At 71.5% G+C, this 22,822-nt stretch carries 17 protein-coding genes; 9 read left to right on the top strand and 8 right to left on the bottom strand.

Features of this window, described 5'->3' with window-relative positions:
• Positions 1 to 27: 27 nt before the first annotated feature.
• A complete protein-coding gene (locus AB0M54_RS42485; protein WP_364478061.1) occupies positions 28 to 576 on the top strand; it encodes a CGNR zinc finger domain-containing protein in 549 nt (182 codons plus the stop codon).
• A gap of 18 nt (positions 577 to 594) precedes the next feature.
• Positions 595 to 1,776, top strand: coding sequence for an enoyl-[acyl-carrier-protein] reductase FabV (gene fabV / locus AB0M54_RS42490; protein WP_364478064.1), 1,182 nt, complete (start codon positions 595 to 597; stop codon positions 1,774 to 1,776).
• Positions 1,777 to 1,956: 180 nt separating this feature from the next.
• On the opposite strand, the gene AB0M54_RS42495 is transcribed toward fabV, so the two are convergent.
• The gene (locus AB0M54_RS42495) at positions 1,957 to 3,540 is read right to left on the bottom strand and encodes an RICIN domain-containing protein (protein ID WP_364478067.1); all 1,584 of its coding nucleotides are present in this window, start codon (positions 3,538 to 3,540) and stop codon (positions 1,957 to 1,959) included.
• A gap of 149 nt (positions 3,541 to 3,689) precedes the next feature.
• Here AB0M54_RS42495 and AB0M54_RS42500 point away from each other — a divergent pair, with 149 nt between their 5' ends.
• Positions 3,690 to 4,871 (top strand): MFS transporter, encoded by a 1,182-nt coding sequence (locus AB0M54_RS42500; RefSeq protein ID WP_364478070.1) that lies wholly within the window; start codon positions 3,690 to 3,692, stop codon positions 4,869 to 4,871.
• Here AB0M54_RS42500 and AB0M54_RS42505 read toward each other — a convergent pair.
• Genes AB0M54_RS42505 through AB0M54_RS42515 form a run of 3 tightly spaced genes read right to left on the bottom strand, consistent with a single transcriptional unit; the run spans position 4,862 to position 7,472 of the window.
• Complete coding sequence (locus AB0M54_RS42505) at positions 4,862 to 5,317, bottom strand: MaoC family dehydratase (protein ID WP_364321654.1); 456 nt, start codon at positions 5,315 to 5,317, stop codon at positions 4,862 to 4,864. The genes AB0M54_RS42500 and AB0M54_RS42505 overlap by 10 nt on opposite strands.
• On the bottom strand, positions 5,314 to 6,738 hold the full coding sequence (locus AB0M54_RS42510; protein WP_364478073.1) for a long-chain fatty acid--CoA ligase: 1,425 nt from the start codon (positions 6,736 to 6,738) through the stop codon (positions 5,314 to 5,316). The genes AB0M54_RS42505 and AB0M54_RS42510 overlap by 4 nt, the downstream gene beginning before the upstream one ends.
• A 56-nt stretch (positions 6,739 to 6,794) precedes the next feature.
• Entirely contained in the window at positions 6,795 to 7,472 is a 678-nt protein-coding gene (locus AB0M54_RS42515) for a maleylpyruvate isomerase family mycothiol-dependent enzyme (RefSeq protein WP_364478076.1), read from the bottom strand.
• A 686-nt stretch (positions 7,473 to 8,158) separates the two neighbouring features.
• Between AB0M54_RS42515 and AB0M54_RS42520 the strand changes: the two genes are divergently transcribed.
• Positions 8,159 to 9,550 (top strand): serine/threonine-protein kinase, encoded by a 1,392-nt coding sequence (locus AB0M54_RS42520; protein ID WP_364478079.1) that lies wholly within the window; start codon positions 8,159 to 8,161, stop codon positions 9,548 to 9,550.
• A gap of 3 nt (positions 9,551 to 9,553) precedes the next feature.
• On the opposite strand, the gene AB0M54_RS42525 is transcribed toward AB0M54_RS42520, so the two are convergent.
• From AB0M54_RS42525 to AB0M54_RS42535, 3 genes are all read right to left on the bottom strand, one after another.
• Entirely contained in the window at positions 9,554 to 10,567 is a 1,014-nt protein-coding gene (locus tag AB0M54_RS42525) for a LacI family DNA-binding transcriptional regulator (protein ID WP_364321666.1), read from the bottom strand.
• A 69-nt stretch (positions 10,568 to 10,636) separates the two neighbouring features.
• Positions 10,637 to 11,707 carry a lytic polysaccharide monooxygenase gene (locus AB0M54_RS42530; protein WP_364478082.1) on the bottom strand — a complete coding sequence of 357 codons (1,071 nt, stop codon included), beginning with the start codon at positions 11,705 to 11,707 and terminating at the stop codon, positions 10,637 to 10,639.
• Between the two features lie 67 nt (positions 11,708 to 11,774).
• Entirely contained in the window at positions 11,775 to 13,997 is a 2,223-nt protein-coding gene (locus tag AB0M54_RS42535; RefSeq protein WP_364478085.1) for a xyloglucanase, read from the bottom strand.
• Positions 13,998 to 14,187: 190 nt separating this feature from the next.
• Between AB0M54_RS42535 and AB0M54_RS42540 the strand changes: the two genes are divergently transcribed.
• From AB0M54_RS42540 to AB0M54_RS42560, 5 genes are all read left to right on the top strand, one after another.
• Positions 14,188 to 15,498 (top strand): cellulase family glycosylhydrolase, encoded by a 1,311-nt coding sequence (locus AB0M54_RS42540; RefSeq protein WP_364478088.1) that lies wholly within the window; start codon positions 14,188 to 14,190, stop codon positions 15,496 to 15,498.
• A 124-nt stretch (positions 15,499 to 15,622) separates the two neighbouring features.
• Positions 15,623 to 17,353, top strand: coding sequence for a glycoside hydrolase family 6 protein (locus AB0M54_RS42545; RefSeq protein ID WP_364478091.1), 1,731 nt, complete (start codon positions 15,623 to 15,625; stop codon positions 17,351 to 17,353).
• 64 nt (positions 17,354 to 17,417) lie between these two features.
• Positions 17,418 to 18,425, top strand: coding sequence for a cellulose binding domain-containing protein (locus tag AB0M54_RS42550; RefSeq protein WP_364478094.1), 1,008 nt, complete (start codon positions 17,418 to 17,420; stop codon positions 18,423 to 18,425).
• 110 nt (positions 18,426 to 18,535) lie between these two features.
• On the top strand, positions 18,536 to 19,195 hold the full coding sequence (locus tag AB0M54_RS42555) for an ElyC/SanA/YdcF family protein (protein WP_364478097.1): 660 nt from the start codon (positions 18,536 to 18,538) through the stop codon (positions 19,193 to 19,195).
• A 90-nt stretch (positions 19,196 to 19,285) separates the two neighbouring features.
• Positions 19,286 to 19,729 (top strand): thioesterase family protein, encoded by a 444-nt coding sequence (locus AB0M54_RS42560; RefSeq protein WP_364321687.1) that lies wholly within the window; start codon positions 19,286 to 19,288, stop codon positions 19,727 to 19,729.
• A 5-nt stretch (positions 19,730 to 19,734) separates the two neighbouring features.
• On the opposite strand, the gene AB0M54_RS42565 is transcribed toward AB0M54_RS42560, so the two are convergent.
• Positions 19,735 to 22,368 carry a glycoside hydrolase family 48 protein gene (locus AB0M54_RS42565; protein WP_364478100.1) on the bottom strand — a complete coding sequence of 878 codons (2,634 nt, stop codon included), beginning with the start codon at positions 22,366 to 22,368 and terminating at the stop codon, positions 19,735 to 19,737.
• Positions 22,369 to 22,822: the final 454 nt, after the last annotated feature.

A 22,822-nucleotide genomic window follows, 5' to 3' on the forward strand; every position in this document is an offset into this window, starting at 1 on the left:
TAGGACCCGGGCGTGACAGGAGTCAAGATGATTTTCGCCCATGACACGGAGATCTCTCTGGCCGGCGCGGCGGCGTTGGTGAACACCACCGACGGCGGCGAGCAGCTGCCCGACCTGGCCGCTCTGGACGCGTTCTACCGGACCTGGCAGTGGACCGGCCGCCGCGCCGGCACCGAGGCCGAGCTGCGCGCGGTGCAGAGGCTGCGCCCCCGCCTGCGCCAGGTCTGGGAGGCGGCCGGCGAGGAGCAGATCGTCGTCCTGGTGAACGAGCTGCTCCGCGAGGGCCGGGCGCTCCCCCAGCTGGTCCGCCACGACCAGTTCAGCTGGCACCTGCACGCCGCCCCGTCCGAGGCCCCGCTGGCCACCCGGATGATGGTCGAGGCGGCGATGGCGTTCGTCGACATGATCCGCGAGGACGAGCTGAGCCGCCTGCGCCGGTGCGCCGCCGACGACTGCGACAACGTGCTCGTCGACCTGTCCAAGAACCGCTCGAAGCGCTTCTGCGAGGCCGGCTGCGGCAACCGGGCGGCCGTCAACGCGTACCGCGCCCGCAAGGCCGGCCGCGTCCGACCGTGAGCATGGCAGGATGTGCCGGTGGCTGAACGTATCGTGCGCCCCACCGGGCGCGGCTTCCTCCTGCTCGACTCCCACCCGACCGGCTGCGTCGAGAGCGTCCGGGCGGCGCTGCCTCCCATCGCGCCCGTGTCTCGGCGGCCGACCGCGCTGGTGATCGGTTCCAGCGCCGGCTACGGCCTGGCCGCCACCGTCGCGGGCCTGGCCCGGCAGGGCATCCAGGGCGTCGGCATCGGTTTCGAGCGCCCGCCCGGCCGCCGCACCGCGACCGCCGGCTGGTACCGCACGATCGCCACGGCCGAGTTCGCCGCCGAGGCGGGCAGCGACTTCACCTTCCTGAACGCCGACGCCTTCGCCGACGCGACCAAGCAGGAGACCCTCGACCTGCTGGCCAAGCGCTTCGGCGGCCTCGACCACCTGATCTACAGCGTCGCCGCGCCCCGCCGCACCGACCCCGACACCGGCGAGACCTTCCAGTCGGTCATCAAGCCCCTTGGCGCCGCCCATACGACCCGCACGCTGGAGTTCGACCGCGACGGCACCCCCGCGCTGCGCGAGCTGAGCGCCGACCCCGCCGACGAGGCCGAGACCGCCGCCACGGTCCGGGTGATGGGCGGCGACGACTGGTCCCGCTGGATCACCGCCCTGTCCGACCGCGGCCTGCTGCGCGACGGCTTCCGGACGGTGGCCCTGACCTACATCGGCTCGAAGCTGACCTCGGCCATCTACCGCGACGGCACGATCGGCGCCGCCAAGGCCCACCTGGAGTCGACCGCGGCCGGCCTGACCGACCTCCTGAAGCCGGTCGGCGGCCGCGCCCTGACCTCGGTGAACGGCGCCGCGGTGACCCAGGCGTCGACCGCCATCCCCGGCATCGCCCTCTACGTCAGCCTGCTGCGCGCCGTCCTGGGCGACGCGCTCCAGTCCCCGATGGAACAGTCGATCCGGCTGTGGGACCAGCTCACCGGCGCGGCCCCCCTCGACCTGGACGAGCAGGGCCGCATCCGCCTCGACCGCTGGGAACTCTCCCCCGACGTGCAGGCCGCCGTGGCCGAGCGCTGGTCGTCGATCACCCCCGGGACGATCAGCGAGGTGGCCGACGTAGCCTGGTTCCGCGCCCAGTTCCGCGCCCTCTACGGCTTCGACATCGACGGCGTCGACTACGACGTCCCGGTGGAGCCCGACCTTCCGTGGCCGACGTGAGTTCACGATCAAAGGCTTGATGTCGTAGCTCGGTGGGTGGTGCTGACCGCCGCTCCCGCCGGGGCCGGTCGCGCGGCTCCTGGCCGCTGGCGCGTCCAAACCAGAGCCGCGCGACCTTCATTCCGCGTGCGTGGTCACCCTCCGGGCGCTCCGCGCCCAACCCTGACCGGGGCGGCGGGATCAGGTCCAGATCTGGTTGGGCTGGGCGTGGCAGGTCCAGATGATGATGCCGGCGCCGGGGGTGGTGGAGGCGCCGTTGACGTCGAGGCACAGGCCGGACTGGACGGCCGTGATGGTGCCGTTGGGGTTGAGGCGGAACTGCTGGTTGACGCCGCCGTTGCATTCCCATTGCAGGACGCGGGTGCCCGCCGCCGTGCCGCCGTTGAAGACGTCGAGGCAACGCGTGCCGTCGTAGACCCGCAGCTCGCCGGCCGCGGTGAAGTTCCAACGCTGGTTGGCGCCGCCGTTGCACGGGTAGATCTCGGCCGCCGCGTCGTTGACCACCACGTTGTCGTGCACGTCGAGACACTGTCCGGAGGCTTGGCCGACCAGCTGGCGACCGGCGTAGGGCGACCCGCCGGACACCCGGAACACCGCGGTGCCATGGGCCGGAACGGTCGCCGAGATCGTTCCGGTGGTCGTCGAGGCGCCGCCGGTCCAGAGGTCGCGCAGACCGTAGGACCCGGCTGCGTTCATGCCGACCTGGGCCGCGCTCGTGGTGATCGTGGTGGCCGAGCCGTTCTCGTTGAACAATGCCACCGCGCGGTCGCCGTTCGCCAGCACCTTGCTGAACACCCACTGGCCGGAGTAGTTGCGGACCACGTACGCCGACCGGCCCAGCGAGTCCTGGTCGACCGCGATCAGCCCGGCGTTGGTCAGGATGCCGAACGTGGCGCTGGAGGCGGTCCTCAGGTCCGAGCCGATCAGCAGCGGCGCCGACATCATGGCCCACAGCGCGAAGTGCGTACGGTATTCGGTATCGGTCATCCCGCCGTTGCCGACCTCGAGCATGTCGGGGTCGTTCCAGGCGCCGGGCCGGGAGTACGGGGCCAGCACGTAGTTCTGCCGGATGATGCTGAGGACGGAGCCCCAGTTGTCCTCGATGTCGCCGGTGCTGCGCCACGCGTTGCCGACCGGGCCGGCCCAGCGCCACGGTTGGGTCGAGCCCCACTCGCAGATCGCGAACACGATCGGCCGGCCGGTGCGGGCCAGCGCGTCGCGCATCCGGGTGTAGCGCTCGATCGCGTCGCGGCCCTGGTTGTTGCAGTTGTCGTACTTCAGGTAGTCGACGCCCCACGAGGCGAACAGCCGCGCGTCCTGGTCCTCGTGGTCGAGCCCGCCCGGGAACCCGATCGGCGAGCAGGTCATCGTGCCGGCGCTGGTGTAGATGCCGAACTTCAGACCCTTGCCGTGTACGTAGTCGGCGACCGCCTTGATCCCGTTGGGGAACCGCGCCGGGTCGGGCACCAGGTTGCCGTTCGCGTCCCGCTGCGACAACGCCCAGCAGTCGTCGAGGTTGACGTACTCGTAGCCGGCCGCCTTGAGGCCGCGCGCCACGAAGATGTCCGCGATGCCCCTGATCATGGCCTCGTTGAACTCGGCCCGGCACTGCGTCGAGTTCCAGTTGTTGAAGCCCATCGGTGGTGTCCGGGCCAGCCCGTTGTCCAGCGCCAGGACGGGCTGAGCTGGAGCGACGAGCGAGGCGGCGAGTACGAGGACGGCGACGGCAGCGAGCCGGAGGATCCGCATCACATTGATGAACATCCATGTATTGCCGATATTTGTCAACGCCGGGCCGCGCCGGTGGCGTAGGGTCCCCGCCATGCCCGGTCGTTCCCGCACGCGCTGACGAAACCCGTCCGACGCGTGCCGCCCACTGAGATGCGTGGCACCAGCCTGCCCGAAGGATCTCCGTGCGCGACCGCGACTTCCGCTTGCTCTGGTTCGGCCAGACCGCTTCCCAGCTCGGCGAACACACCACCGCGGCGGTCCTGCCGCTGATCGCGGTGCTCGCCCTGAACGCCACCCCGGCCGACGTCGGCCTCCTCCGCGCCTTCGGCCAGGCGCCGTTCCTGCTGCTCGCGCTGTTCGCCGGCGCCTGGGTGGACCGATGGCGTACCCGCGACGTGATGGTCGCGGCCGACCTCACCCGGGCCGTCGCCCTGACCGTCGCGGCCGTGGCCGGGCTCGCGCTGCCGGGCCTGTTCGTGGTGGCCCTGGTCGTCGGCGGCATGTCGGTGCTGTTCGACATCGCCTACCAGGCGTCGATCCCCCGGCTGCTGCGCCGCGACCAGCTCATCACGGCCAACAGCGCTCTGGAGGGCACCCGCTCGGCCGCGCAGCTGGGTGGCCCGGCTCTCGGCGGCGCGCTCGTGTCGCTGCTGCCGGCCGCGGCGGCCATCGGGTCCGGCGCGCTGTTCTTCGCGACCTCGTTCCTGTCGATCCGCGCGCTGCGCGCCGACGACCCGGAACACCGCTCCCGCACCCGGATCCGCGACGGCCTGCGCTTCGTCGCCGGTCAGCCGGTGCTGCGGGCGGTGGGCCTGGCGTCGGCGGCGTTCCAGTTCTCGTTCGCCGGGTTCATGACCGCGTTCCTGGTCTTCCTGCCCCGGGACCTGGGTCTCTCGGCCGGCGCGATCGGGCTGGTGCTGGCCGCGGCCGGGCCGGGCGCGCTGGTCGGGTCACTCCTGGCGGCGCGGCTGCCGGGTCTTCTCGGGTACGGGGTGACGGTGGTCGGCGCCGCGCTGATCGGGGACGGCGCGGCCCTGGTCGTCCCGGCCCTGCACGGGTCACCGGCCTGGACGTTCCCGCTCCTGCTGGCCGTGATGGTGATCTTCGGGGCGGGCGGTCAGCTGGTGAACGTGACGGTGATGGCCATCCGCCAGGCGGTCACCCCGGCCGCCATGCAGGGCCGCGTCGCCGCCACGATCACCTTCGCGGGCATGGGCATGCAGCCGCTGGGCTCGCTGGCCGGCGGCTTGCTGGCCGGCGCGTCGAGCCCGCGGACCACCCTGGTGGCGGCCGCCGCGGCGATGCTGCTGTCCCCCCTCGTGCTGGCCCTGTCACCGGTGCGGAGATGGAGCGATCAGGCGTAGAAGCGCTGGATGCTCTGCGCCACGCAGACCGGCTTGGGCGAGCCCTCGGCCTCGACGGTGAAGTCGAACACCGCCTGCACGCCGCCGTCGACCGGCTCGACGCTCGCCACGGCGCCGAGCATGCGGATGCGGGAGCCGACCCGGACGGGGGCCGGGAACCGTACCCGGTTGAGCCCGTAGTTGATCCCCATCGCGACGCCCTTGACCTGCAGCAGTTGGGAGAACAGCGGGATCACCAGGGACAGCGTGAGGAAGCCGTGCGCGATCGTGCCCTTGAACGGCCCGGCCGCGGCGCGTTCGGCGTCCAGGTGGATCCACTGGTGGTCGTCGGTGGCGTCGGCGAACTGGTTCACCCGCTCCTGGGTGATCTCCATCCACTCGGTGGCGCCCAGGTCCTGGCCGGCCAGGGCGGTCACCTCGGCCAGCCCGTTGGCGACGGTCGTCATGCGGTTGTCCCTTCGGTGGGTCCGCCGTACTCACGGCGGAGTCGTGCCTTCAGCAGTTTGCCCGACGCGGTCCGGGGCAGATCGTCCACGAACCGTACGTACCGGGGAATCTTGAACTTGGCCAGCCGCCCCTCGAGGCTGCTCAGGATGTCGGCGGCCTCGACGGCCGAGGACCGCACGATCAGCGCCTGGCCGACCTCGCCCCACTTGGCGTCGGGCACCCCGATCACCGCGCACTCGGCGACGCCCGGGCAGCTCAGCAGGGCGCTCTCCACCTCGGCCGGGTAGATGTTCTCGCCCCCCGAGATGATCATGTCCTTGGCCCGGTCGACGATCCGGTGGAAGCCGTCGGCGTCGCGGACCGCGATGTCGCCCGAGCGGAACCAGCCGTCGGCGTCGAGCACCGCGGCGGTCTCGTCGGGCCGGCCCCAGTAGCCGTCGAACACGTTCGGGCCGGCGACCAGGATCTCGCCCGGCTCGCCGTCGGCGGTGTCACGGCCGTCCGGGGTGACCACGCGGACGTCGGAGAAGAACACCGGCACGCCGGCCGTGCCCGCCCTGCGCGCGGCGTCCTCGGCTGCCAGGTAAAGCACGCCGGGCGCGGCCTCGGTCATCCCGTAGCCCTGGAGGAACGGCACGCCGCGGTCCTCGTACGCCTGGATCAGCGACGCCGGCACCGGCGCGCCACCGCACTCGAGGATCCGCAGGCTGGAGAAGTCGGCGTCCTTGACCTTCAGAAGCAGGGCGAACATCGTGGGTACGCCGAACATCACGGTCACCCGTTCGGCCGCGATCGTGGCCGCCGCCCGCTGCGGGTCGAACGACGGCACGAGCACCGCCCGGCCACCCTTGACCAGGATCGGCAGCAGCGACTGGGCGAGCGCGGCGATGTGGAACAGCGGCGCCGCCACCAGCACCACGTCGTCGCCGCGCAGGTCGATGTCGATCAGGTGGTTGCAGACGTTCCAGGTCAGGTTGCCGTGGGTGAGCATGGCGCCCTTGGGCCGCCCGGTCGTCCCCGACGTGTACATGAGCACGGCCAGGTCGTCGAGCCCCACCGGCTCGTCGATGGGGTCGCCGCCCACGCCACCCACCGTGACCGACGGGAGGTCGAGGTCGGCCGCGGCGCCCTCGTGCCCCGGCCCGGCCACCACCACGACCGGCTCGGCGTCGCGGACGATCACCATCAGCTCGTCGCGGGTCAGCCGGAAGTTGAGCGGCAGGTACACCGCCCCGAGCAGCCCCGCCGCGAACAGGGTCCGGACCGCGTGCGGATGGTTCACCCCGAGGTAGGCGACGCGGTCACCACGCCGCACGCCCAGTCGCCTGAGCCGGTGGGCGAAACCCAGGGCTTCCGAGGCGAGTTCCGCGTACGTCGTGCCGGCCCCGCCGTGGGTCAGGGCGACGCGGTCAGGTGACATCCGCGCCCGGCGGGCCGGCCAGGATCCGAGTCCCTGATTGCGCATCGCTCCCCCGCTCACAGCCAGTCGGGCAACTCCGGCTTCTCGCCCCGCACGTCATCACCCGGCGACCGGCCGGTGAGCCAGCCGGCCACCGCGGCCGGCGTGCCCGACACCGCCACCGCGCCGTCGCCCAGGGTCCAGCTGTGTCCCGCCGCCTCGATCCGCACCGACAGCCCTTTGAGACTCCCGGCGACATCCCCGATCAGCTCGATCAGGAAGTCTTCCGGGAAGCCGTCGAAGGTCAGCCCGGTGCCGAGGTCGGCCTGGTGCACCCAGACCTCCCGCGCGCGCATCCAGAGCACCTCGGCGCCCTGGATCGCCCGCCCCTGCCGCGTTCGCACGGTGGCCGTCCACGCCTCGGCCGGCATCTCCGCCGTCCGGGCCGCGAACCGCTCACTCGACCGGAGCAGGTCGGCGCGCAGCTCGGCGGCCGGCCGCTTGGCGCCACGCTCGATGTCGTCGTCCCGCTGCTCCGGGCTCGCGTACATCGGGGTCTCCACCCCGGTGCGGGCCCACTCCAGCAGGTTGACCAGGGCGTCGGCGTTGCGGGCGACATGCGCGACCACGTGGGCGCGGGTCCAGCCGGCCAGCGCCGACGGTTCCCGCACCTGGTCCTCGGTGAGCCCGGCGACCGCCGCCACGAACCGGGCGGTGCCCTCCCGGGCCCATTCCTCACTCCATGCGCGAGACACGTGAGGATTCTACGGTTGGCGCCCCCGAAACGCAGTCTCCGCGGCGGTGTCCGACATCCCGCCGACCTAGGGCCGACAGACCCCCGGCACCGCGGTCCAGCCGTGCCGTCCCCAGATCGCCAGCTCATCGCCGGTGAGCCGGATCCCGACGTCCCGGTGCTCACCGAGCCGCAGCCACTCGGTCTGTTGTGGACTGTCCGGCCGGATGCTGGACCAGCCACCGATACTTCTGGCGCTGGGCGCTCGCTCGCAGCAGCGCCGTCGCCCGCTGCTCAGCCGTCCGGCGCCGATCCGTCCAAGGCACCATCCCGCACCTGCCCCCTTTTGCTCTGCGCACCTATATGCACCCCCTAGGCAAACCGCCTGACCAGGGGCGCCGGCGCCGACGCCGGGGTGCTCAGCCGCACCCCGGAGAGAAAGCCGAGGTCAGCGGGGGTTGCGTATGAGTGCGCAGAGCAAAGGCGGGCGGGGCGGGTAGCGTCGCGGTCGACAGGGCGGCCGTCGGAGCAGCCAGGACACGAATGTATGCACGGGAAGTGGGCATATCGGCCCCCAAGCGGCGACAATGCTTCGGCGTAGTTGACATCCTGTGTCCGATCGACGTCGGCCAGGAAGACCGAGGCACGCGCGGTAGCACAGAAACGCACCTGTTGACGGCGACCAGGCTCTTGGCGGAGGGTTCCCAGGTGGACGAGGACTGGCCACAACCAGGGGCGCTGCTGTCCCACCGCTACCGGCTGGTGGACCGGCTGGCCACCGGCGGCATGGCGGAGATCTGGCGCGCCGACGACGAGCTGCTCGGGCGGGCCGTCGCGCTGAAGCTGCCCACCCCGCACGCCGCCGAGGTGCTGCACCAGGCGTGGACCGAGGCGCGCACCGCGGCCCGGCTCTCGCACCCGCACATCGCGGCCGTCCACGACTACGGCGAGTCGCCCCGCCCGGACGGGTCGCTGGCGCCGTTCGTGGTGATGGAGCTGCTGGACGGCGAGTCGCTCGCGGCCCGGCTCACCGACGGCCCGATCCCCTGGCCGGAGGCGGCGCGGATCGGCGTCGAGGTGGCGTCGGCGCTGGCCGCGGCCCATGCCCGCAGCGTGGTGCACCGTGACGTCAAGCCGGGCAACGTGATGCTCACGCCGACCGGCACCAAGATCCTCGACTTCGGGATCAGCGCGGTCACCGGTACGCCGGACGAGGACGAGACCGGGTCGACGTTCGGTACGCCGGCCTACGTGGCGCCGGAACGGCTGGACGGACGCCCGGCCGAACCCGCGACCGATGTGTACGCGCTGGGCGCGGTCCTGTTCGAGATGGTGGCCGGCGAGCCGCCCTACCCGGTGGACACGTGGGAGGAGTACGCCGCCGCGCGGACCGCCGGGCCGGGCCGGCTGCCCGACGACCTGCCGGTGGCGTTCCGTGACCTGGTCGAGCATTGCCTCCGGGACGATCCCGCGAAACGGCCGCCCGCCGACGAGGTTCGCGACGAGTTGAGCACACTGATCGGCAACAAAGAGAAAGAACGTTCGTTCTCTCCCCGGGCCGCGGCGGGACCGTTCACCTCGGGCCGGGCGCCCGCGCACACGGTGCCGATCGTGCGGCCCCCGCGCCGGACCGCGGGACGCATCGCCGTGGTCGTCGCTCTGCTCGCCGCGGCCGGCGTGGCCGTGGTGATCGGCTCCTGGTCCTCCCCGGGCGACGACAACCGCGCCGAACCACTGGTTCCGACGACCGAGCCCGCCGTCACCCACACGGTCACTGTCGAGCCGGACCTGCCGCCGGCCAGCCCACCGCCGTCACCGGCGACGGAGACGGGGACGGAGAACGACGAAAGGCGGGACGCCGCCGTGCAGGACGTGACGGCCGCCGTCGAGGCGGGCCGCGACGCCGGCCGGATCCGCGAGGACGTGGCCGTCGACCTGCTCAACCTGCTCGGCCAGCTGGACGACGCGCCGGCCGGCGAGGTGGCCGGCCGGGTCGACGCGCTCCAGCAGAAGGTCCGCCAGCGCATCGGCGAGGGTGGCCTCGACGCCGCCCAGGCCGACGTCCTGCGGGCCCGCCTCGACGAGGTGAAGCGGACCTAGGCGTCAGGCCGAGCCGCGGGGCACCAGCCGGGTGGGCAGCACGACCTCGTGCTGCCCGAGGTCGGTGCCGTCGACCTTGGCGAGCAGCAGCCGGACCATCTCCTCGCCCATCTCCTCGATCGGCTGGTGCACGCTGGTCAGCCCGGGGTCGGTGTGCCCGGCGATGGACGAGTCGTCGAAGCCGACCATGGCGACGTCGTCGGGCACCCGCCGGCCGCTCTCGCGCAGCACCCGCATCGCCCCGGCGGCCATCAGGTCGGAGGCGGCGAACACCGCGTCGAGGTCGGGGTGCTGGTCGAGCAGCCGGCGCATGGCTGTCTCGCCGCTCTCCTCGCTGAAGTCGCCGACCACCACCGCGCCGGGCCCGACCACGTCGCGGTAGCCGGCCAGCCGGGCCACGCCGGGTGCCATGTCCTGCGGGCCGGCGATCGCCGCGATCCGGCGGCGGCCCCGCATCTGGAGGTATTCGACCGCGGCCCGGGCGCCGCCCCGGTTGTCCGCGTCGACGAACGTCTGCCCGCCGATGACGCCGGTCGGGCGCCCGGCGCGGACCGTGGCCACGCCGCGCTCCTCGAGCTTGGCCGGCAGGGCGTCGTCGCCGTGCAACGAGAGCAGCAGGGCGCCGTCCACGTGCTGGCGGGTCAGGAAGCCCTCGGTGCGGTGCCGTTCCTCGGGCGACTGCGCGATCATCAGCAGCAGCTGGAGGTTGCGGCCGACCAGGGCCGAGGAGATCGACTGCACGATCCGGCCGAAGAAGGGCTCGGCGAAGAAGCGCCGGCCCGACTCGAAGATGACCAGCGCGATCGAATCGGTCCGCTGGGTGACCAGCGTCCGGGCGGCGCGGTTCGGCACGTACCCCAACTCCGCGATAGCGCTCTCCACGGCGCGCCGGGCGCCGGCGCTGACCTTGTCGGAGCCGTTCACCACCCGGGAGACCGTGCCCCGGCCCACCCCGGCCCGACTTGCGACCTGGTCCAGCGTCGGTCGTCCCGAGGCACGGCTTCGTTCCGTCGTCATGTCCCCCGCCTCCCCCCAACCCGAGCGGTTGTCGCTGCACAAGCTACAACCACCCGGGTAGGGATTGGATCACGCGGGCATGCACATCAGTTCGTTGAGCGCCGCCGGGGCGGTCCCGTTGGCGAGGAAACCGATCGTTGCCGTGCCGCCGGCGGGCAGCGACCCGTTCCAGGTCTCGTTGGTGATGGTGACCAGTGAGCCGGCCGAGGTCTGGCGCCCGTTCCAGGCCTGGGTCAGGGTCTGCGAGCCCGGCCAGGTCCAGTGCACCATCCAGCCGTTCAGTGCCTCATCGCCCGCGCGTACCGTGACCTGGCCCTGGAAACCGCCACCCCACGAGCCGGTGATCGAGTACGCGGCGGCGCAGGAGCCGTCCGGCGGTTCGGTCGGGTCGGTCGGGTCCCCGCCACCGGGCGGCGGCAGGGTGCTGTCGCCGACGCCGGTGACCTCGCCGTGGCCGCCGTCGAAGACGACGTCCGAGCAGCCGTAGAAGGTCTCCGTGCTGTCCGAGCGTGACCACACCGAGTAGATCAGGTGCCGCCCGGTCTTGTTGGCCGGCAGCATCGCGTTCCACGAGTAGCGGCCCTCCGCCGTGCCGGGGCCGCCGACCGACGACGGGTTGACCACCTGGCTGAACGGCTGCGGCTCCAGGTCGTTCCAGGCCAGCGCGCGGGTCGGGCTCCACGAGTCCTTGGTGATGTAGAGCGAGAACGTGCCCGGGTGCTTGGCCCAGTTGTTGTAGTCGAACCGCATGCTCGCGCCGGAGGTCAGGTGGGTGACCGGCCAGTCGGTGCGCGGCAGGTTGAAACCGGTGAAGTTGTACGGCCCGCCGGTGCCGCCGCTGCACGGCTGCCCGTCCGGGATGAAGCCGCTGGTCCGGCCGGCGCCGTCGGAGCGGAGCACGGCGAACCAGTTGTACAGCGAGGTGGCGCCGCTCTGCGCGACGGCCGCCGCGCAGGCCGGATTCTTGGGGTTGATCGCGCCGGTCGAGTCGAGGCCGTCCAGCCAGCAGAGGTACGTGCGGCTGCCCGGCGCCATCATCGCGCCGTGCGCCGCGGCCGGTTGTGCGGTCAGGGCGACCAGCCCCGTCGTGGCGGCGAGAACGGCCGCCGCCGCGAACGAGACCCAGCGTCCTCGTTTCATTGGTGTCCTTTCCGAAACAGGGCTTCGGGGCGGACGGAACCCGGTGGATGGTCCCGTCCGCCCCCGATCAGGAGCCGGCCCGGTCGGCGTAGAGGATGCCGCGGCCGTTGGTGCCGAGGTACACGCGCCCGTAGACGCGCGGGTCGCCGGCCAGCGCCTCGCCGGCGTTGCCGTACTGGTGCTGGTCGTCGTTGATCCGGACCCAGGAGCCGCCCGCGTTGTCGGAGCGGAAGACCCCGTCGAGACCCACGGCATAGACCGCCGGGTACGCCGACCCGGGCGCCGCCTTGCCGAAGGCGACGTTGACCGCCCCGTTGACGCCGGCCACCGGGGTGAACGTGGCGCCGGAGTCGGTCGAGCGGGAGAGACCGTTCGGGCCGGCCAGCCACACCTCGCCGGCCCGGCCGGGCACGGTCCGCAGCGTCCGGGCGTCGATCATGGCCCGGCCGGTGAACGTGGCGCCGCCGTCGGTGCTGATGTAGAGCCGGCCGGCGGCGTACCCGTAGAAGGTCTTGGGGTTGACCCGATCGGCCTCGACCTTGGCGCCGGTCGGCAGGCCGGACGATCGCGTCCACGAGCCGCCGCGCGAGGTCGAGTGGTGCACCTCGGCGCCGGCCGGGGCCCAGACGATGGACGAGGCGTCGGCCGCGATCGCGATGTTTCCGCCGCCGGTGACGCCGGCCGGTTCCTGCCCGGCGTACCAGTTGCGCCCGCCGTCGTTGGAGATGCCGACGTTCGAGCCGTCGCCGTTGCCGGCCCGGACGAACACCGACGGGTTGAGCTCGGCGAAGTCGATGCTGGTGTTGCTGCCCAGGCTGGGCTGGTCGTGGAAGGCGGCCGGCACGGCCGTAAGGTCGGCGTGGTAGAAGCCGCCGATGTCGCCGAGCGCGCTGACCAGCGGGGCGCCGGAGGGTGGGCTGGCCAGGTCGAGCACCGCGGTCTCCTCCAGCCCGCGCGCCTGCGGCCGGATCGTGAACGTGGTGCCGCGGTCCCAGTTGGTCAGCTCGGTGGTGCCGTAGATCGTCGCGCCGGTGCCGTAGAGCAGCCGGTTGGAGTCGAACGGGTCGATCTCCACCGACTCGTTCATCCAGCCGAGCTTCGGGGTGGCCTCCGGCGGCTGCGGGTTGGTGTTGAAGTCGAGCCACGGGTTGGCCGAGATGTCCATGGTGTAGCGCTTGGACGTGTTCGGATAGCTGGTGTAGTCCCAGATCCGCGACCAGGTGGCGCCGCTGTCGGTGCTGCGGAAGAAGATCGCGTCCGGCCACCAGGAGATCTGCGAGGCGACGATCAGCGTGCCCGGCTTCTGCCGGTCGAGGGTCAGGCCGGAGTAGCCGAAGTAGGTGTCGGCCAGGCCGACCGGGCTGATGTCGGTCCATCCGCCGGTCCGTGGGTCGAACTTCCAGACCTGACCCTTGCCCCCGTCGTACGGGCCACCGGTGTCGCTGGTGGCGATGTAGAGCTGGTGGCTGACCGGGTCGACCACGCCCTTGTGCGCGAGGTAGCCGGTGGGCTGCCCCGGGATCCGCGACCAGGTGCTGCCGCCGTCACTGCTGCGGTAGACCGGGTTCTGCTTGTCCGCGACGCCGACGAAGACGTCACGCGTGGTCTCGTCGAAGGTCACCCAGGTCAGACCCTGGTTCTGGCTCAGGTAGCCGGTGGCGTCGGACGGGTCCTGCGCGTAGTTGCCGGCGTTCGGGAAGGCGGTGACCCGGACCCAGGTGGCGCCGTAGTCCTTGCTGCGCCACAACCCGTTGCCGCCCTCGGCCGCGTAGTAGACCGTCTTGTTGTCGCGGGGGTCGACGGCCAGTCGCTCGCCCTGGCCCCGGCCGGGCATGTTGCCGCCGTTCTTGAACGGGAGCGGGGTGACCTGCCAGGTGGCGCCGCGGTCGGTGGAGCGCAGGATCGCGCCGTTGTCCGGGTCCCACGAGTTGGTGTACATGCCGACCGCGGCGTACACCCGGTTGGGGTCGACCGGGTCGGTGGCGATGCTGACCACGCCGTTGTAGCCCCAGTTGCGCTGGCCGACCCAGTCGAGCAGCGGGATCCAGCGGCCGCCGGCCTGGTCCCAGCGGTAGGCGCCGCCGATGTCGGTCCGCGCGTAGATCAGGTTCCGTTCGCGGCGGTTGAAGACGATGCCGGGTACGAAGCCGCCGCCGTCGATCCGCACGTTCTTCCACGTGTAAGTTTCGGCAAGTTTCCGATCAGTAACCTCGGCTGCGGCGGATCCGGGTACGGCGGCACCGGCCACCATCAGGGCGGCGGCGAGCACGGCGAACGGGCGGCGGGGCACAGAAACTCTCCCTCCGGACAGGGGATGTGGGAGCGCTCCCAACACCATCGGCCGCCGTAACTATCCTGTCAAGGGCCCGAAACAAATACCGCACTTTTCGGGCCCGGGATTTGACACATGTCGATGTTCTTGAGTAGACAGAGACCCGTCCGTCGATGTGGGAGCGCTCCCGACCATCGATGGAGGACCCATGCGCCGCATCGTCTCCGCAGCCCTCGTGGCCGCGGCGATATCGATCGCACCGTCGCCGGCCCCGGCCGCGGACCGCCTCGCGCCCGCCGCCGGCATCCATGTCGACGGAACCCGGATCGTGGAGTCCACCGGCGACACGTTCGTCTTCCGCGGTGTCAACCACGCGCACACCTGGTACCCGCAGCAGACCACCGCGCTGGCCGACCTCAAGGCGCTCGGCGCCAACTCGGCCCGGGTCGTGCTGGCCAGCGGCAAACGCTGGACCAGGAACGAGACGTCGGACGTGGCCGCGGTCGTCGCCGAGTGCAGGCGGGTCAAGCTGATCTGCGTCCTCGAGGTCCACGACACCACCGGGTACGGCGAGGAGGCCGCCGCCGCGACCCTGGACGAGGCGGTCACCTACTGGATCAGCGTGAAGTCGGCGCTCGACGGCCAGGAGCCGTACGTGGTGCTCAACATCGGCAACGAGCCGTACGGGAACATCGGCGCCCCGGCCTGGACCGCCGCGACCACCTCGGCCGTCCAGCGCCTGCGCTCGGCCGGCTTCGGCCACGCCATCATGGTGGACGCGCCGAACTGGGGCCAGGACTGGCAGTTCGTCATGCGCGACAACGCCGCCTCGGTGTTCGCCGCCGACCCGCGGAAGAACACCATCTTCTCGATCCACATGTACGGCGTGTTCGACACCGCCGCCGAGATCACCGACTACGTCGGCCGCTTCCAGTCGGCCAACCTGCCGCTGGTGATCGGCGAGTTCGGCCACCTGCACTCCGACGGCGACCCGGACGAGGACACCATCCTGGCCACCGCCCGGTCCCGGGGCATCGGCTACCTGGGCTGGTCGTGGAGCGGCAACGGGGGCGGCGTCGAATACCTCGACCTGGTCACCGGCTTCAACAAGAACGCGCTGACCCCATGGGGCGCCCGGCTCTTCAACGGCGCCAACGGCATCTCGGCCACCGCCAAGGAGGCCGCGGTCTACGGCGGCGCTCCCACCGATCCCCCTCCGGCCTCATCGTGCTCGGCCACCTACGCCGCCACCGGCGACTGGGGCGCCGGCTTCCAGGGCGCGGTGACCGTCAAGGCCGCCGCCGGCGCGATCACCGGCTGGACCGTCACCTGGACCTGGCCCGACGGGCAGCGCCTCACCAACAGCTGGAACGCCGAGGTCACCGGCACCGACGCGATCACGGCTCGCAACGCCGCGTACAACGGCTCGCTCCCGGCCGGCGGCAGCACCACCTGGGGCTTCACCGCCAGCCGGGGCAGCGCCAACCGCGCACCCACACCGACCTGCACCGCTTCCTGATCCGTCCGTCCCACCGCAGTCGTCCGCTCCCAGACCCGTACCACCAAGGTCTTCCGCTCCCAGACCCGTCCCACCACAGTCTTCCGCTCCCAGACCCGTCCCACCGAAGTAAGGAGCTCCACGCATGCACCATCCATCTCGACGGATGCTCGCCGCCACCGCGGCGGCCGTCCTCGCCACCGGCGTAGGCCTGGTGGCCGCCAACGAGGCGAACGCCGCGGCCGGCTGCCGGGTCGTCTACACGGTCAACCAGTGGAGCACCGGCTTCACCGGCGACATCGCGCTGACCAACCTCGGCGACCCGATCAGCAACGGCTGGCGGCTGGAGTGGAACTTCGCCGGCAACCAGCGGGTCACCCAGGGCTGGAGCGGCACCTTCGCCCAGAGCGGGCAGCACGTCACGGTCACCAACCCGTCGTGGAGCGCCTCCCTACCTACCAACCAGTCGGTAAGTCTGGGCTTCAACGCCGACTACTCCGGCACCAACGCCACGCCGGCCCAGTTCACGCTCAACGGGACGGTGTGCACGGGCTCGACCACGCCCGGCCCCTCGCCGTCCGACCCGGGCCCGTCGCCGTCCGACCCCGGCCCGTCCGCCCCGCCGCCGCCCGGCAACAAGGTGGACAACCCGTACGCCAGCGCGCAGGGCTACCGCAACCCGGAGTGGCAGGCCAAGGCCAACGGCGAGCCGGGCGGCAGCCGGGTCGCCAACAACCCGACCGCGGTCTGGCTGGACCGGATCGCCGCGATCGAGGGCACCGACGACTCCAGCTCGAACGGGTCGATGGGCGTCCGCGACCACCTCGACGAGGCGCTGCGGCAGGGCGCCGGCTACATCCAGTTCGTCATCTACAACCTGCCCGGCCGGGACTGCTCGGCGCTGGCCTCCAACGGTGAGCTGGGCGTCAACGACCTGCCGCGGTACAAGTCGGAGTACATCGACCCGATCGCCAGGATCATGGCCGATTCCAAGTACGCCAACCTGCGCATCATCAACATCGTCGAGATCGACTCGCTGCCCAACCTGGTGACCAACACCAACGTGGCGACCTGCGCGACGATGAAGGCCAACGGCGGCTACGTGCAGGGCATCGGGTACGCGCTGCAGAAGCTGGGCGCGCTGCCCAACGGCTACAACTACGTGGACGCCGCGCACCACGGCTGGATCGGCTGGGACTCCAACTTCGGCCCCTCCGCCCAGCAGATGCTGGCCGCTGCCCAGGCGTCCGGCAGCGTCAACAACGTCACCGGCTTCATCACCAACACGGCCAACTACTCGGCGCTGACCGAGCCGAACTTCACCATCAACACGTCGGTGAACGGAACCTCGGTGCGCCAGTCGAAGTGGCTGGACTGGAACCAGTACGTCGACGAGCTGACGTTCGCCCAGGCCTTCCGCAACCAGCTGGTCTCGGTCGGCTTCAGCTCCACCATCGGCATGCTGATCGACACCTCCCGCAACGGCTGGGGCGGCTCGGCCCGGCCGACCGGCCCGAGCACGGCCACCAACGTCGACACGTTCGTCAACCAGTCCAAGATCGACCGCCGCATCCACGCCGGCAACTGGTGCAACCAGTCCGGCGCGGGCCTCGGCGAGCGGCCGCGGGCCAACCCGGCGACCGGCATCGACGCGTACGTGTGGGTCAAGCCGCCGGGCGAGTCGGACGGGTCCAGCACGCTGATCCCGAACGACGAGGGCAAGGGCTTCGACCGGATGTGCGACCCGACGTACACCGGCAATGAGCGCAACGGCAACAACCCCACCGGCGCGCTGTCCGGCGCGCCGATCTCCGGGGCGTGGTTCTCCGCTCAGTTCCGCGAGCTGATGGCCAACGCGTACCCGCCGCTGTCCTGACTCCATCCGCGGCCCGGGACCGACCCCTTCGGTCCCGGGCCGTCCCCTTCCCCGGAGGGTTCTCATGCTTGTTCGTCGCCTGTTCGCGGCCGCGCTCCTCGCGGCCGGCCTGGTCATGGTCGTGCCGTCCTCGGCGAGCGCGCTCGGCGCCTGCACGGCGTCCTACGCGGTCACCGGGAGCTGGACCGGCGCCTTCCAGGCCGCCGTGACCGTGACGGCCGGCTCCTCGCCGATCACCGGCTGGACCGTACGGCTCACCTACCCCGGCGCCCAGACGATCCAGCAGTCCTGGAACGCCACGGTCACCACCAGCGGTTCCGTCGTGACGGCGGCCAACGCGTCCTACAACGGCGCGCTACCCGCCGGCGGCACCGCTTCCTTCGGTTTCATCGGCAACGGCTCGAGCACCACCCCGACGGTGGCCTGCTCCACCGGCGCGGCAGAGGATCCCGGCACCGGAACCGCCGTCCGGATCATGCCGCTGGGCGACTCGATCACCGGCTCCCCCGGCTGCTGGCGGGCCTCCCTCTACAACAACCTGGTCGCCGCCGGCCACGAGGTCGACATGGTCGGCACCCTGCCCGGCGACGGCTGCGGCGTGGCCTACGACGGCGACAACGAGGGCCACGGCGGCTACCTGGCGACCAACATCGCCGGCGGCAGCCAGCTCCCACCCTGGCTGGGCGCCACCGACCCGGACATCGTGATCATGCACCTGGGCACCAACGACGTCTGGAGCAACCGCTCACCGACCGAGATCCTGGCCGCCTTCACCACCCTGCTCCGCCAGATGCGCGCCCAGAACCCGGACGTCGTCCTGCTCGTGGCCCAGATCATCCCGATGAACCCGTCGAACTGCGCCGCGTGCGGCGCCCGGACCGTGGCCCTCAACCAGGCGATCCCGTCGTGGGCCGCCCAGAACACCACGGCCGCGTCCCCGGTCCGTGTGGTCGACCAGTGGACCGGCTTCACCACGTCGACCGACACCTACGACGGCGTCCACCCCAACGACAGCGGCAACGCCAAGATCGCCGCCAGGTGGCTCGCCGCCCTGGAGACAGTCCTCCCCTGACCCTCTGCTCTGAGCGCGTATAGGCACCACCCGCGGACGTTCATGGGTGGTGCCTATACGCGCTCAGAGCAAAAGGCGCCGGTTCGCATGGGCCTGACAGGATCGTGGCCGTGCGACGGCTGCGACGACGTTTCTGGATCCCGCTGATCGTTCTTGTGCTGCTCGGGAGCGGGCCCTGGGCGTGGACCGAGGTCGGGGCCGCGGGGCACGAGCATGACGAGGCCACCGCGCCGGCGGCGGAGGTGGCGATCGTGCTGGGGACCGGGGTCGAGGCGGACGGACGGCCGTCGCCACGGCTCGAAGGGCGGCTGCGGACGGCGGCGGCCCTGGTGGCGAGCGGGCGGGCGCGGGTGCTGCTGGTGTCGGGGGACGGCGGCGGCGACTCGGGGGACGAGACCGGCGTGATGGCCGCGTACCTGAAAGGTCTCGGGGTTGACGAGAAGCGCGTCGTCGAGGATCCGCACGGACTGGACACCTACGACAGCTGTGTGCGGGCGCGTGAGGTCTACGGGATCGACCGGGCGCTGGTCGTCACGCAGGGCTATCACCTGTCGCGGGCGGTGACGCTGTGCCGGAGGGTGGGCATCGACGCCGACGGGGTGAGCGCGGGCTGCCCGGGCTGCGGGACCCTGTTCCTGGCCGGGAAGGCCGGGCGCGACTTCTTCGCCTGTTTCAAGGCCGCCTGGGACACCGTCCGCGGCCGGCCGCCGGTGACGAGCGAGCCGCCGAATCCGGCCGTGACCGAGGCACTGACGGTCAGCATGCGGTGACAGTTCAGATTTAGGAGCGGCCGGTTGAGCGCAGCGCCTGTTTCGACGTCTGTACGGTTGCCCGGTCAACAAAACAAAGAGGTAAGAAACATGGAAGCTGCGGTCTCCTACGGCTCGATCGAGCACCCGGTCGTGTTCTACGACGACCTGGACACCATGGGCATGGTCTACGCCTCGCACTACTTCACGCTGGTCGACCGGGCGTCCGCCGACTTCTGGGCGCGGCACGGCATCCTGCCCAGCCACCCGGACGCGATCCACCTGATCCGCGCGCAGTCGATCAGCTACCACGCCCCGATCCGGGAGACCGGGCCGCTGCGGGTTCGGCTCTGGCTGGACCGCATCGGCCGGACCTCGTCCGCGTACGGCTTCGAGATCCGCTCCGGCAACGGGCGCATCCTGCACGCCGACGGGCACCGGACGACCGTACGCGTCAGCCTCGCGACGGGTCGGCCGGCGCCCTGGACCGCCCAGGCCCGTCAGGGCGCCCAGGAGATCCTCAAGCCGGGAGCGGAACAGCACCAACCGGCCTGACCGGCTCAGCCGTTCGGGAAGAGCCGTCCGTAGTCGGCGTAGGCCATGGCCACGTCGGCCTGCGCCCAGAACCGGTGGTAGTTGAACGTCGGCGCGGCGCCGCCGTTCAGGTAGGTCTGGACCTTGGCCCAGTCCGGGTCGTTGCGGTAGAAGGAGCGGATGCCCAGGAAGGTGGAGCCGGGACGGATGGCGTCACCGTTGGGCATCGTGCCCGACCAGCCCGGCGGCAGGTAGAGGCCCTGGCCGGTGGACGCGTTGTAGGTGTCGTCGAAGCGGTTGAAGTCGGCCCGCGTCTCGGTCACCGACACGCCCTTGCTGTCCGCGTTCGCGTTCAGCGCGTCGATCAGGCCTTTCGCGCCGGTCTTGGCCGCGCTGTTGCCCGACTTGGCGGCATACCACATCAGGGTACGGGCGTACGCCGCCGCGACACCGACGTCGTTGCCCCGCTCGGTGACCGTGACGTGCAGGCCACTGTTGGCGGCGGGGCTGGACGGGTTCCACGTGGCCGGCGCGCCCGACCAGGCCAGCGTGGACGGGATCGAGAAGGTGGCGCCCGTCCCGATGGTGGTGTTGGCGAGCGCCCACGGCACCCACTTGTCCAGCAGCGCCTTGGCCTGGGCGTTGCCGGTCTGGTGGTACAGCTCGGCGATCCGCTGCATCGACCACACCTGCATGCCGAACCAGGTGTTGCTGCCCGGGTCGGCGTAGACCGGGTTCTCCACGTACGGCATGCCGTAGAAGCTCGGCGTCCCGGACGGCGGCTGGGCGTACGCGCCGTCCCAGCTGTTCGTGGCGCCGCCGGCGATGCCGCCCTCGGACGACTGGAGCCAGGTGTAGAACTCGAGCTGGCGGGCCATCGACTTGGTCCAGTCGGCCGACGCGGTGCTCGACTTCATGCCCGCCGACAGCTCCGGCGTATTCGTCAGCGCCCAGGCCGCGAACGGGTTCTGGTAGCCGAAGTGGGCGTGGCTCGAGCCGATCCGCCACGACCAGCCGGCGGCCGGGTCGGTCGCCCCGCCCCACGCGTAGTACCAGGAGAGCAGGTAGTGCGCCGAGTCCTTGCCGGTGCCGGCCGGGCAGGCGGAGGCGCCGACGCAGTTGCCGATCTTCTTGAAGTACTTGTCGAACATGGCGTAGCGCAGGTAGTCGCCCATCTTGCCGGCCTTGGTGATGGTGGACGACACGTCGGTCAGCTTGCCCTGCTCCTTGGCCCAGGTCAGCGCCCAGTAGGCGGCCTGCACGGCGCGGGCGTCGGCGTCCGGCGCGTTGGTGTACTTCCACTGCTTGGCCGGGGTCCCGCTGTCCTTGATCGAGATGTCCAGGAAGCCGTTCGGGCCGCCGTGCTTGAACGTGTCGCAGGACGGCTGCGGCACGGTTTCCCACACCGACTCCTGCGGGCCCCGCTGGAAGGTGTTGATGTACGCCGGTTTCGTGGTCCCGTCGCCGCAGCGGCCGAAGCCGTACGTGTTGTCGACGTCGAGCAGCCAGTGCATGCCGTAGATGTCGCCGGTGCCGTAGGCCGACTGGAGCTCCGACCGCAGCGGGTCCTGCCCGACCGGGACGCTGGGTTGCAGCTGGGACGGGTACTGGTCGGGCCGGTTGTACTCGGCGGCGTACTGCGGGGTGCCGTTGACGCCGGCGGTGGGCTGGTCGGCGTGACTGGGGATGATGTACTGCTCCATCGCCGTCCAGGCCCGGTTGAACGGCGACCAGTCCTGCGTGACCCGGCCGTACTGCGCCTCGAGCCAGAGCCAGAAGCTGAACGCCTCGGACGTGGTCTCGTGGCCGTGGTCGGGCGCCTCCACGATCAGCGTCTCGATCGAGTGGTAGGGCACGCCCTGCGGGCTGAAGTAGCCGGAGTTCTTGATCTTCCGGTACTGCTCCAGGAACCGCGCGGTGTAGGCGTTGTCGCTGGACGGGACGTCGTCGTCGATCTCGGTGACCGGCACGGCCAGGGACGGATAGCCGGTGGCGCTCGCCGTGATCGTCGCGCTGCCGCCGGTGGTGTCGGCGTCGGCCGCCGCCGAGACGGTCACCGGGACGCCGGTGTTCCAGTTCGAGGCGGTGAGGGTCGCGCTCGTCGGCGAGACGGAGACGTCGGCGTCGCCCGACCTGACCAACGAGACGGGTACGCCGGCCTCGGGCGCCGCCGTCAGCTTGAGGGTGAACGCGCTGCTCCCGGCCTCGGGCACGCTGACCGACGACGGGGTGGCGACCAGCGCCGCCGCGGGAACGTCGCCGGCGCAAGTGGTGCCGTTGAGCGTGAAGCTGGTCGGCGCCGGGTTGCGGCCGGTGTGCGAGCCGTTGAAGCCGAAGCTGACCGAGCCGCCGGCCGGCACCGAGCCGTTCCAGCCGGCGTTGACCGCGGACACCTGGCTGCCGGTCTGCGTGACGGCCGCGGACCAGCCCTGGGTGACCCGTTGACCGCTGTCCGGGAAGGTCCAGCCCAGGTTCCAGGAGCTGAGCGGGTCGCCGAGGTTGTGGATGGTGACGGTGGCGGTGAAGCCGGTGCTCCAGTCGCTGGTGGTGTAGCCGACCTCGCAGGCGGTGGCGGCGTACGCGGGCGCGCTCACCGCCCCGGAGGTCAGGAGGACGCCGGCGACCAGGGCCGCGCGCCATCGTTTGAGGACAGGTTGCATGGTGGTGGACTCCTCGCAACGGGTCGTGCTGGACGGAGGACTTGCGCCGGTCCGGCTCCCCGATCGCGATATCGACACTCTTCCATGGGAGCGTTCCCACGGCAACACCCCGGCTCGCGCCGCGACTCGCGCCGCGACTCGCGCCATGTGCCCCTGGCCTTGGCCCGGGAGGCGTCATTCGATAGGCTGACCGGCATATGGGAGCGCTCCCATGAGCGTGACCAGGGCGAGCCTCACCAATTCGCCTTCATCCCGATCCGCCGACCGAGAAGGAGGCGCCACACCCGAGCATTCGACCACGCGGCCGGCTCCCGCGTGGTCACCCGCGGGGGACGGGGGACCGCCATCCCGGTCCCCCGCGCTCAGGGTCGATCACCCCGTTCTTGACCACCTTCGTGTCCTCCAGCTCGAACGTCGCGGCCACGTCCCGCAGCGGCGTCGTCAGCGGTCCGGG

It is taken from the genome of Actinoplanes sp. NPDC051470 (genome assembly GCF_040682035.1).
Taxonomy (GTDB): domain Bacteria; phylum Actinomycetota; class Actinomycetes; order Mycobacteriales; family Micromonosporaceae; genus Actinoplanes.